General features: G+C 71.5%; 9 protein-coding genes. 6 read left to right on the top strand and 3 right to left on the bottom strand.

Going from position 1 to position 11528, the window contains the following annotated elements; genetic code table 11:
* Nucleotide 1 precedes the first annotated feature (1 nt).
* Nucleotides 2-1150: a lipid-transfer protein gene (locus AB0J10_RS01555; protein ID WP_363056599.1), complete on the bottom strand. Its 1149-nt coding sequence runs from the start codon at nt 1148-1150 to the stop codon at nt 2-4.
* Between the two features lie 72 nt (nt 1151-1222).
* On the opposite strand from AB0J10_RS01555, the gene AB0J10_RS01550 reads away from it, so the two are divergent.
* Nucleotides 1223-2794, top strand: a complete 1572-nt coding sequence (locus AB0J10_RS01550; protein ID WP_363056597.1) for a FadD3 family acyl-CoA ligase — start codon at nt 1223-1225, stop codon at nt 2792-2794.
* A 64-nt stretch (nt 2795-2858) separates the two neighbouring features.
* On the opposite strand, the gene AB0J10_RS01545 is transcribed toward AB0J10_RS01550, so the two are convergent.
* Both AB0J10_RS01545 and AB0J10_RS01540 read right to left on the bottom strand, forming a co-directional pair.
* Entirely contained in the window at nt 2859-3098 is a 240-nt protein-coding gene (locus AB0J10_RS01545; RefSeq protein ID WP_363056595.1) for a hypothetical protein, read from the bottom strand.
* Nucleotides 3099-3297: 199 nt separating this feature from the next.
* On the bottom strand, nt 3298-6258 hold the full coding sequence (locus AB0J10_RS01540; RefSeq protein WP_363056593.1) for a BTAD domain-containing putative transcriptional regulator: 2961 nt from the start codon (nt 6256-6258) through the stop codon (nt 3298-3300).
* A 182-nt stretch (nt 6259-6440) separates the two neighbouring features.
* Here AB0J10_RS01540 and AB0J10_RS01535 point away from each other — a divergent pair, with 182 nt between their 5' ends.
* From AB0J10_RS01535 to AB0J10_RS01515, 5 genes are all read left to right on the top strand, one after another.
* Nucleotides 6441-7661, top strand: a complete 1221-nt coding sequence (locus tag AB0J10_RS01535; RefSeq protein WP_363056591.1) for an amidohydrolase family protein — start codon at nt 6441-6443, stop codon at nt 7659-7661.
* A 76-nt stretch (nt 7662-7737) separates the two neighbouring features.
* On the top strand, nt 7738-8151 hold the full coding sequence (locus AB0J10_RS01530) for a PaaI family thioesterase (RefSeq protein WP_269729846.1): 414 nt from the start codon (nt 7738-7740) through the stop codon (nt 8149-8151).
* 411 nt (nt 8152-8562) lie between these two features.
* On the top strand, nt 8563-9486 hold the full coding sequence (locus AB0J10_RS01525) for an LLM class F420-dependent oxidoreductase (protein ID WP_363056588.1): 924 nt from the start codon (nt 8563-8565) through the stop codon (nt 9484-9486).
* 9 nt (nt 9487-9495) lie between these two features.
* Nucleotides 9496-10248, top strand: coding sequence for an SDR family NAD(P)-dependent oxidoreductase (locus tag AB0J10_RS01520; RefSeq protein ID WP_363056586.1), 753 nt, complete (start codon nt 9496-9498; stop codon nt 10246-10248).
* A 116-nt stretch (nt 10249-10364) separates the two neighbouring features.
* Complete coding sequence (locus AB0J10_RS01515) at nt 10365-11483, top strand: LLM class flavin-dependent oxidoreductase (protein ID WP_363056584.1); 1119 nt, start codon at nt 10365-10367, stop codon at nt 11481-11483.
* Nucleotides 11484-11528: the final 45 nt, after the last annotated feature.

The raw sequence follows: 11528 nt of genomic DNA, 5'->3' as shown, positions 1-11528 counted from the left end.
CTCAACTCCTCAGAAGCAACGCCGAAGTCGGGACACCCTCGCCCGCCGTCACCAGACACGTCGACGCGTCCGGCACCTGCGCCGTGGAGACACCGCGCAACTGCTTCACGCCCTCGTTGATCAGATTGAAGCCGTGGACGTACGCCTCGCTGAGCCCGCCGCCACCGGTGTTGAGCGGCAGCCGCCCGCCGATCTCCAGGGCGCCTCCCTCGGTGAACGGCCCGCCCTCCCCGCGCCCGCAGAAGCCGTACCCCTCCAGCGACAGCGGGATCAGCGGGGTGAACGCGTCGTAGATCTGGGCGACGTCGACGTCCTGTGGCCCGAGGTCGGCGGTCTTCCACAGCTGCCGGGCCGCGGTCCAGGCGGGTCCGGTCAGCGGGTCGTCGTTCCAGTAGTTGACCATGCCGTGGTGCTGGGCAGGCAGGCCCTGGGCGACGGAGTGGATGTAGACGGGCCGGTGGCGGCAGTCGCGGGCGCGCTCGGCGCTGACGACGACGCAGGCGAGCGCGCCGTCCGTCTCGAGGCAGTTGTCGAAGAGGCACAGGGGATCGCTGATCCAGCGCGCCGTCATGTACATCTCCCGGGTCAGCGGCCGGTCGTACATGACCGCGGCCGGGTTCTGGTTGGCGCGGTTGCGGCAGGCGAGGGCGACGTTGAAGAGGTGGTCGCGGGTGGCGCCGTACTCGTGCATGTAGCGCCGGGTGAGCATGCCGATCTCGTCCGCCGGCCGCAGCAGTCCGAAGGGCCGGGTCCACTGCCCGGGGGTGGGCAGCTGTACGGAGGTGTTCTTCCAGGGGCGGGGTCCGGAGCCGCGCTTCCGGGAGCGCCAGGCGACGCCGACGCCGGCCTGCCCGGTGGCGATGGCCGCGGCGAGATGGGCGACGGTCGCGCAGGAACCGCCGCCGCCGTATCCGGCCTTGCTGAAGAAGGTGACGTCTCCCGCGCCGATCGCCTTGGCGATCTCGACCTCGTCGGTCTCCTCCATGGTGTAGGAGGCGAAGGCGTCGACCTCGGCGGGGCTCACGCCGGCGTCGTCGAGGGCGGCGAGGATGGCCCTGCAGGCCAGGGTCCTCTCGGATTCGGGGAGGTGTCCGGCGAAGGCGGTCTGCCCGATTCCGGCTATCGCGGTCGCGTCCTTGAGGGTCGCCATGCGGGGGAGCGTACAGCTAATCTGACGGATAGTCAGCTAATGGGACGCAGTCGACGGCGGGAGGTTCGGGCTATGCGCGGCGACCTGGAGTGGGGCTCCATACCGAGGCTGGTGCGGAGCGCCGCGGAGCGCCACGGCGACCGGGAGGCGGTGGTCGAGGGCCGTACCCGGGTGAGCTACGCCGAGCTGGGCGAACGCGTGGAACGTGCCGCCGCCGCCTGTCTGGCCGCGGGCGTGGAACCGGGCGACCGGGTGGCCGTCTGGGCGCCGAACACGCTGGAGTGGATCGTCTCCGCGCTGGGTGCGGTGTCGGCCGGCGCGGTGCTCGTGCCGCTCAACACCCGTTTCAAGGGCGCGGAGGCGGCGTACGTACTGGCCCGCTCCAGAGCGAGGCTGCTGTTCGTCACCGGCACGTTCCTCGGCACCTCGTACGTCGCCTCGCTGCGGCGCGCCGAGGTCGAACTACCGCACCTGGAGCAGGTGGTGGTGTTCGCGGACAGTGCGCCGGAGGACTACCGCACCTGGAAGGACTTCCTCGCGGGCGGCGACGCGGTGCCGGTGTCCCGGGTGCGCGCCCGGGCGGACGCGGTCGACCCGTCCGCCCCGTCGGACATCGTCTTCACCTCGGGCACGACGGGGGCGCCCAAGGGCGCCGTGATCACTCATGCGCAGACGCTGCGCTGCTATGCGGTCTGGGCGGAGCTGGCGGGCCTGCGGCGGGAGGACCGCTATCTGATCGTGAACCCGTTCTTCCACACCTTCGGATACAAGGCGGGGATCGTGGCGTGTCTGATGCGGGGTTCGACGATGGTGCCGCAGCCGGTGTTCGGCGTGGACACGGTGCTGGCGAACATCGCGTCCGAGCGGATCTCGGTCCTGCCGGGCCCGCCGACGCTCCACCAGTCCCTGCTGGACCATCCGGCCCGGGAGTCGTACGACCTGTCTGCGCTGCGGCTGGTGGTCACGGGGGCGGCCGTGGTGCCGCTGCGTCTGGTGGAGCGGTTGCGGGAGGAGCTGCGCATCGGCACGGTGCTCACCGCGTACGGGCTGTCGGAGGCGTCGGGCATCGTGACGATGTGCCGGCGCGGGGACGACCCGGCCACGATCGCGTCGACGTCGGGGCGGGCCATTCCGGGCACCGAGGTGCGCGTCGGGGCCGGCCCTGGGGAGCCGGGGGAGATCCTGGTGCGCGGGCACAACGTGATGCAGGGCTACTTCGAGGACCCGGTGGCCACGGCGGAGGCGGTCGACGCGGACGGCTGGCTGCACACGGGCGATGTGGGGGTCCTCGACGCGGCGGGGAACCTGCGGATCACCGACCGGATCAAGGACATGTTCGTCGTGGGCGGCTTCAACGCCTATCCGGCGGAGATCGAGCAACTGCTCGGCGTGCACCCGGACGTGGCGGACGTGGCGGTGATCGGCGTGCCGGACGGGCGGCTGGGCGAGGTGGGGAGGGCTTACGCGGTGCGCCGACCGGGTTCGACGCTGACGGCGGACGATCTGATCGCCTGGGCGCGGCGGGAGATGGCGAACTACAAGGTGCCGCGGTCGGTTGAGTTCGTGGCGGAGCTGCCGAGGAACGCGAGCGGGAAGGTGCTGAAGACGGAACTGCGGGCGCGCGCAGAGGCGCACGCCCGCTGAACGCACCGCGGCCGCGGCGGCTCCCCCTCCGCGCCGCCGCGGCCGCACCCCGTCGTGTGCGGTCTCAGGGCTTGGGGGGCGCCGGCAGATGGTTGTCCATGGTGGTGATGCCGCCGTCATTGGGCGGGGTGGGCAGGTGGTTGTCCAGGGTCGTCACGGTGCCGTTGTCCGGCCTGGCGGGCTTGCCGTCCTTGGGCGGGGTGGGCAGGTGGTTGTCCTGCGTGGTGGCGCCGCCGTCCTTGGGCGGAGCCGGCAGGTGGTTGTCCATCGTGACGATCTCTTCGATCTTCTTCTCGGCGCTCATGGTGCTCAGCTCCCCGTGTGTTCAAACCAGTTGCAACGCCCGTTCGGCGACTCCCCCGTGGGTCGCCGAACGGGCGTTCCGGGACCGCTCACCTTAGTGGTGAGCCTTTCGCGACCCGTCCGTCCCCCGATGCGACGGACCGTGGTTAGAGACTGCCGGACGGCCATAAACAAATGCTGAACGACCCTGTCCGCGCAGTTCAGGCTGCTGCTGGGGTCAGGAGGGCCTTGAGCCGTTCCGCGTCGCGGGCGCCGGTTTGCTCGTAGAAGGCGAGTGCCTCCTGCCAGCAGGCACGTGCGCGGTCGGTCTGCCCGAGAGCGTGGAGGGATTCGCCGAGAGTGGTGAGGATGCTGGCCCGCATGCGATCACCGCCCATGTAGCCGCTGGCGAGGGCTTGTTCGGCGTGCTGTGCGGCGTGGGAGGGGTTGCGGACGTTGAGGTGGGCCTGGGCGATGCGGAAGTGCGTCGTGCCCTCCCAGAGCCGCTGGCGGTCCTTGATGAAGATCTGCAGCGCCGCGGCGAGTTGTTCCAGTGCCTCGGCGGTGCGGTTCGCCTCGGTGAGGGCGACGCCGAGGGCGTAGCGGCCGTTGGCGAGGCGTACGGTGAGGCCGAGTCTGTCGTAGATCGCGACGCCTTGCCGGGCGAGGTCGATGGCCTCGGTGGTGCGTCCGAGGAAGAGGTGCACGCGGGAGAGGTTGCAGAGGGCGCTCGCCGCGCCGGGCAGGTGGCCGTCCGCGCGGGCGCGTTCTGCCGCGTTCACGAGGTGCTGTTCGGCTTCTTCGTAGCGGCCGGTGGCGGCGGCGGCGATGCCTTGGTCGTTGTCGGCCCAGTAGAGGGGGGCCGGGTCCTGGGCGAGGGTGGCCAGCTCTCGTGCGGTGCGCGCCTCTTCGTCGGCCTGTTCGTACCGTCCGGCGACGAGGTGCACGTTGGTCAGGGCGGTGCGTACGCGTCCCGCGGCGTGTGGGTCGTCCGCGGCGAGCGCCGCGTCGCGTGCGGCGAGCGCGGCGGATTCGTACTGTTTGCTGTTGGCGCCGGACTCGGCGAGGTCCTTGGCGGCCCACAGCAGGTCGACGGCGCGTCGCAGCCGGGTGCCGACGAAGGACTGGCGGGCGCAGGCGAGGAGGGAGTTGGCCTCGCGGTAGAGCCAGTCGAGGGCTTCGTGGCGGTCGGTGAAGGCGAGTCCGGCGTAGACCGTGGAGGCGAGGTGGTCGACGAGCCGGTCGCCGGGGCGTTCGAGGGCGAATACGCGGGCCGTGGTGGCGAGGTAGAAGTCCAGCAGCCGGGACAGGGCGGCTTCGCGCTCCGCGGGGGGTTGTTCGTCGCGTTCGGCGCAGGCTCGCGCGTAGAGGCGGACGAGGTCGTGGAAGCGGTAGCGGCCGGGGGCGGCGGATTCGAGGAGTGAGGTGTCGACGAGGGCTTCGAGGAGGTCCTCGGTGTCGTGTTCGGGGAGTCCGAGGGTGGCCGCGGCGGCGGTGAGGGAGATGTCGGGGCCGTCGGCGAGGCCGAGCAGGCGGAAGGCGCGGGCCTGGGCGGGTTCGAGCTGGCCGTAGCCGAGTTCGAAGGTGGCCTTGACGGCGAGGTCGCCGGCCTGGAGTTCGTCGAGTCGGCGGCGTTCGTCGGCGAGTTTGGCGGCGAGGACGGACACGGTCCAGGTGCGGCGGGCGGCGAGGCGGGACGCGGCGATGCGGATGGCGAGGGGGAGGAAGCCGCAGGCGGCGACGACGTCCAGGGCGGCTTCGCGTTCGGTTGTGACGCGTTCCTCGCCGACGATGCGGGTGAAGAGCTGGAGGGCTTCGTCGGGGGACATGACGTCGAGGTCGACGAGGTGGGCTCCGGCGAGGTCGACCATGCGGACGCGGCTGGTGACGAGGGCGGCGCAGCCGGCGGTGCCGGGCAGCAGGGGGCGGATCTGGGCGGCGTCGCGGGCGTTGTCGAGGAGGACGAGGACGCGGCGGCCGTCGAGGAGGGAGCGGAAGAGGGCGGCGCGTTCGTCGAGGGTGTCGGGGATGGCGGTGTCGGCCGTGCCGAGGGCGCGGAGGAAGGCGCCGAGGACGGTGTCGGGTTCGGCGGCGCGGGCGCCGGCGCCCTGGAGGTCGACGTAGAGCTGCCCGTCGGGGAAGTGGGGTTTGGCTTCGTGGGCGACGTGGACGGCGAGGGTGGTCTTGCCGACGCCGCCGATGCCGGCGAGGGCGGAGACGGCCATGACGGAGCCGTCGGCGGAGGCGAGGCGTCGGCCGAGTTCGCGGACGAAGGAGGTGCGGCCGGTGAAGTCGGGGACGGTGGCGGGGAGCTGCGCGGGCCGGGCTGGTTGGGGGTTGGTGGGGGCGGGCTGTTCGGCGGGGCGGGCGAGTTCGGCATCGGCCTGGAGGATGCGCTGCTGGAGGGTGGCGAGTTCGGGTCGGGGGTCGACGCCGAGTTCGTCGGCGAGGAGTCGCCGGGTGTCGGCGTAGACGGCGAGTGCCTCGGCCTGGCGTCCGCTGCGGTAGAGGGCGAGCATGAGGAGTTCGCGCAGGCGTTCGCGCAGCGGGTGTGCGGCGGTGAGGGCGGTGAGTTCGGAGACGGCTTCGGCGTGGCAGCCGACGTCGAGGTCGAGTTCGAGCCGGGTCTCGAGGAGTTGGAGGCGCCATTCCTCGAGCCGGGCGCGCTGGGTCTCGGCGTAGGGGCCGGGGACGGAGGCGAGGGGTTCGCCGTCCCAGAGGCCGAGGGATCTGTTGATGAGGGTGCGGGCGTGGCAGCGGTCGCCGCCGGCGCGTGACTTCTCGGCTTCGGCGACGAGTTCCTGGGCGATGTGGAGGTCGAGGGTGTCGGCGGGGATGCGGACGGCGTATCCGCCGGATTCGCTGACGAGGACGCCGGGGTCGAGGATCTTGCGCAGGCGTGAGGCGTAGGTGCGTACGGCTGCGAGGGCCTGGGAGGGCGGGTCCTCGCCCCAGATGGCGTCGATGAGTTCGGCGGCCGTGGCGGTGCGGCCCTCGCGGAGGAGGAGGGCGGCGAGGAGTGCGCGCTGCTGGGGTGAGCCGGGGGGCAGGGCCTGTCCGGATCGCCAGGCGCGGACGGGGCCGAGCACGCTGAAGCGCAGGTGCCGGTCGTCGTCCGACGGGTCCGGAGTCCGCGGCTCCGGAATGTGTGGCTGTGCGGAGGGCCCGTCCTCGCGGTGCATCGCTACCCCCTGCCGGTACCGCCTTCGTCCCGCTTGTCTCGCTCGTGTCGCGGGTTCGCCTCCGACAGTCTGCCTTGTGGGGGCCTGCCTCGTCAGCAAGGGGTGACGCTCTGCACAGGATCTGCAGCTTCCCGCCGACCAAGGAGCTGACGATCCGTCAGATCAGCGCTACCGTGGGAGCCATGGAGACCTTCCCGAAGATCATCTCGGTGGACGACCACACGGTGGAGCCTCCCGGCGTCTGGCGGGACAGACTCCCGTCGAAGTACCGGGACAGCGGCCCCCGTGTCGTCCGTGCGCCGCTGAAGGAGATGACGTTCCTCGGCGGCAGGTTCGCCCCCGTCATGGGCGCGCCGGGCGACGAGGGACCAGTGGGGGACTGGTGGGTGTACGAGGATCTGCACCGGCCGCTGACCAGGCTCGACACCGCCGTCGGCTACGACCGCGACGAGATCAGGCTCGAGGTCATCACCTACGAGCAGATGCGGCCCGGTTCGTACAGCGTGCCGGACCGGTTGGCAGACATGGACGTCAACCACGTCCAGTCCGCGCTGTGTTTCCCCACTTTCCCGCGCTTCTGCGGGCAGACGTTCACCGAGGCGAAGGACCGTGAGCTGGGACTCCTCGGGGTGCGCGCCTACAACGACTGGATGGTGGAGGAGTGGTGCGGGCCCGAGTCGGGGGGCCGGCTGATCCCGCTCACGCTGATCCCGCTGTGGGACGCGGAGCTCGCCGCCGCGGAGGTGCGGCGCAACGCGGCGCGCGGGGTGCGGGCGGTGGCGTTCTCCGAGATACCCCCCCACCTGGGCCTTCCGTCCGTCCACACCGACGAGTGGGACCCGTTCCTGGCGGCCTGCGACGAAACCGGAACGGTCGTGGCCATGCACATCGGCTCCTCCTCGAGGATGCCGTCGACGTCCGCCGACGCCCCACCCGCCGTCGGCTCCACGATCACCTTCGCCAACTGCTGCTTCTCGATGGTGGACTGGCTGATGAGCGGCAAGTTCGAACGCTTCCCCAATCTGCGGGTCATGTACGCGGAGGGCCAGATCGGCTGGATCCCGTACATCCTGGAGCGAGCGGACGTGGTGTGGGAGGAGAACCGCGGGTGGGGCGGTGTCGCGGACAAGGTGCTGCGTCCGCCGTCGGAGCTCTTCGCCGAGCATGTTCACGGCTGCTTCTTCGACGACGCCTTCGGTCTTCGGAACCTGGACGCGATCGGCGTCGGCAACGTCCTGTACGAGACGGACTACCCGCACTCGGACTCCACCTGGCCCGACTCCCGCGAGGTCGGCGAGGCGCAGATGGGGCATCTGGCGCCCGACGTGGTGGAGCGGATCGTGCGCGGCAACGCGATCGAGCTGCTGGGGCTGACGGAGGACGGGCTCTGGTCCGGTCCGTGATCGGCCGGGGCGGCCGGCGTGCGGCCCCGCGGTCGATGGCGTGGACATCGACCGTGACCGCCGCCACCATCGGGACATGACGCTCACTCCGGCCGAAGCCGACAAGATCCTCGCCGACAACTTCGCCCCCTGGGTGCTCGACCTCGGGCTGACCGTGGTCGGGACGGGCGAGCTGCACGCCGTTCTGCGCCTGCCCTGGACGGACCGGCTGGCCCGGGAGGGCGGCGCCCTGTCCGGCCAGGCGCTGATGGCTGCGGCCGACACCGCCACGGTGATCGCCGTGTCCTCGGCCCGCGGCGCTTTCGTCCCCATGACGACGGTCCAGCAGTCGACGACGTTCCAGCGGGCGGTGGCCGGCGCGGACGTCCTCGTCGACGCCCGGATCTCCAAGCTGGGACGGCGCATGGCGTTCGCCGACATCACGATGACGGCGCACGGCACGGAGGAGCCCGCAGCCCGCGCCTCGACCGTGTACGCGCTGCTCGGCTAGGGCCCGTCGTGCTCGGCTAGGGCCGTCGTGCTCGGGGCAGGGCCATCTGGCTGTGGGGTTCCGGGCCTGCCGGTCCGGCCCGCTGGTGAGGCCCGACGCCGTGGTGCGCGGTTCCACGGGGAGGCGGGCACCACCGGGAGCGGCAAGGCGGCGTTCCGGGCGGCCCGGCCCCGACCGGGCCCCGCCGGGCGCCTCCTGGCCCCGCCCCCTCGCGGCCCCTCCCGCCCCCTCCTCGGCGCCGCCCGTACGCGTACTGCCCCGGTCCGCCCCGTCCGAGCGTGACCCGCAGACCCCTTGCCCGATCAGGCCTCGGGCAAGACCATGGAGAGCCAAGCGACATGACGGGTCGTCAGATAATCCCATCGGGCGACCGCCGGATGACGTCGGATCCAGCGGCGAAGGGGCCGAACCATGGTGGTCTACGGGATGCAGCTCCCGGTTCAGTCGCAGAGCACCCTCTACGCCGAGTCCTGGGAGGCGGCCGCGGGTCCGGACGATCTCGTGGCGATCGCGCGCACCGCCGACCGTGCCGGGTTCGCGTACATCGCGGTCTGCGACCACGTCGCCGTCCCGCTGCGGCTCGCCGGGGCGATGTCCACGGTCTGGTACGACCCCGTCGCCACGCTGTCCTTCCTGGCCGCGGCCACGGAACGGGTGCGACTGCTCAGCCATGTCGCCGTCGTCGGGCTGCGCCATCCGCTGGTCACCGCCAAGCAGTACGCGACGCTCGACCACCTGTCCGGCGGCCGGCTGCTCCTCGGGGTCGGCGCGGGGCACGTGCGCGAGGAGTTCGAGGCGGTCGGCGCCGACTTCGAGGGGCGCGGCGCCCTGCTCGACGAGACGATCGACGCGCTCCGGGCTGCGCTCGGACCGGAGGAGTTCCCCAGCTTCGCGGGGGAGCGGTTCGCCTTCGAGGGGCTCGGCCAGAGGCCACGGCCCGTCCAGGCCCGGGTGCCGCTGTGGGTCGGCGGCTCCTCGCCCGCCGCCGTGCGCCGGGCCGCTCTCAAGGGAGACGGCTGGCTTCCGCAGGGCGATCCGCGCGACCGCCTCCCGCGGCAGATCGCCCGGCTCCGGACGCTGCGCGAGCAGGCCGGTGTCGAGAGCCCGCTCGTGATCGGCGCGATCACCGAGCCCCTGTACGTCGGCGACGCCGGCTGGGACACGGGCCGGCGCACGCTGACCGGCAAGCCCAGTGCGCTCGCCGAGTCGCTGCGCGAGTACGGCGCCATGGGCGTGGACCAGATCCAGGTGCGGTTCCGCAGCCGGAGCCGCGGCGAACTCATCGACCAGATGGCGGCCTTCGCCGCCGACGTGGCTCCGCACCTCGACCGCTAGGAGTACGGCATGGGAAAGCTGGAGGGGCGCGTCGTCGTCGTCACGGGCGCGGCGCGGGGGCAGGGCGAGCAGGAGGCGCGGCTGTTCAGCGCCGAGGGCGCCCGGGTGGTCCTCGCCGACGTCCTCGACGAGCGGGGCGAGGCGCTGGCCGAGGAGCTCGGGGGCCTGTACGTCCATCTCGACGTCGGCGACGAGGCCGGCTGGGCGACCGCGGTCGCCGCCGCCAAGGCCGCCTTCGGCCGTATCGACGGCCTGGTCAACAACGCGGGCATCCTGCGCTTCAACGAGCTGGTCAGCACGCCCCTGGAGGAGTTCCAGCAGATCGTCCAGGTCAACCAGGTCGGCGCGTTCCTGGGGATCAAGACGGTCGCGCCCGAGATCGAGGCGGCGGGCGGCGGCACGATCGTCAACACGGCCTCGTACACGGCGCTCACGGGCATGTCGTACGTCGGGGCGTACGCGGCGACGAAGCACGCGGTCCTCGGCCTGACGCGGGTGGCCGCGATCGAGCTCGCCGCGAAGGGGATCCGGGTCAACGCGGTGTGCCCGGGTGCCGTGGACACCCCGATGAGCAATCCGGACGGCGCGGACCCGGACGCCCTGGACGGGCTGTACCGGCAGCTCGTGCCGCTGGGGAGGGTCGGGCAGCCGGAGGAGGTGGCGCGGCTCGCGCTGTTCCTGTCCTGTGACGACTCCTCCTACATCACCGGGCAGCCGTTCGTCATCGACGGCGGCTGGCTGGCCGGCGTCAGCGTGCTCTGACGAATCGTCAGATGCGCTGCCCTCCCTCTATTGACGCCCCGGACGTGCGATGGAACAGTCGACGGAGTCAAATCTGACGATGCGTCAGAAAAGTAGGGACGGGACGGTGAACCCCCTTGGAATTCGGGCTCTTTGTTCAGGGTTACGTCGGCAGGCGCGCCGAGACCGACCCGCTCGCCGAGCACAAGGCGCTCATGGAGGAGACCGAGTACGTCATCCAGGCGGACGAGTCCGGCTTCAAGTACGCCTGGGCCTCCGAGCACCACTTCCTGGAGGAGTACTCCCACCTCTCCGCGAACGACGTCTTCCTCGGCTACCTGGCCCACGCCACCGAGCGGATCCATCTCGGCTCGGGCATCTTCAACCCGCTCGCCCAGGTCAACCACCCGGTCAAGGTCGCCGAGAAGGTCGCCATGCTCGACCACCTCAGCGAGGGCCGCCACGAGTTCGGCTCCGGACGTGGCGCCGGCTCGCACGAGATCCTCGGCTTCCTCCCGGGCATCACCGACATGAACCACACCAAGGAGATCTGGGAGGAGACCATCGCCGAGTTCCCCAAGATGTGGCTCCAGGAGGAGTACGAGGGCTTCCAGGGGAAGCACTGGTCACTTCCCCCGCGCAAGGTGCTGCCCAAGCCGTACGGGAAGTCCCACCCGCCCATGTGGTACGCGGCCGGGTCCCCGCCCTCCTACGCCATGGCGGCCCGCAAGGGGCTCGGCGTGCTGGGCTTCAGCGTCCAGAAGGTCTCCGACATGGAGTGGGTGCTGGAGCAGTACAAGACCGCGATCCGCGAGGCCGACCCGATCGGCGACTACGTCAACGACAACGTCATGGTGACATCGACCGCCGTCTGCGCCCCGACGCACGAGGAGGCGGTGCGGATAGCGGCGGGCGGCGGACTGCACTACCTCCAGTCGCTGGTGTTCCGCTACCACGACACCTTCCCGCGGCCCGAGGGGTTCCCCGTCTGGCCCGAGACCCTGCCCGAGTTCAACGAGGAACTCGTCGAACTCCTCATCCAGGAGGAGTTGCTGATCTGCGGCGACCCGGACGAGGTACTGGCGCAGTGCAGGCGGTGGGAGCAGGCGGGTGCGGACCAGCTCTCGTTCGGCCTGCCGATCGGGATCTCCAAGGAGGACACCCTCCAGACGATCCGACTGGTCGGCGAGCACGTCATCCCGAAGATCGACACGGACCCGGTCCACCGCACGACCCGATTCCGCGAATCCGCGTGAGCGGGGACCGACTGCCCGGCCCCGACCGGTCCGGACCGACCGCCT

The sequence above is a fragment of the Streptomyces sp. NPDC049887 genome (genome assembly GCF_040656535.1).
GTDB lineage: Bacteria > Actinomycetota > Actinomycetes > Streptomycetales > Streptomycetaceae > Streptomyces.
This window is presented reverse-complemented; position numbering and strand designations above follow the sequence as displayed.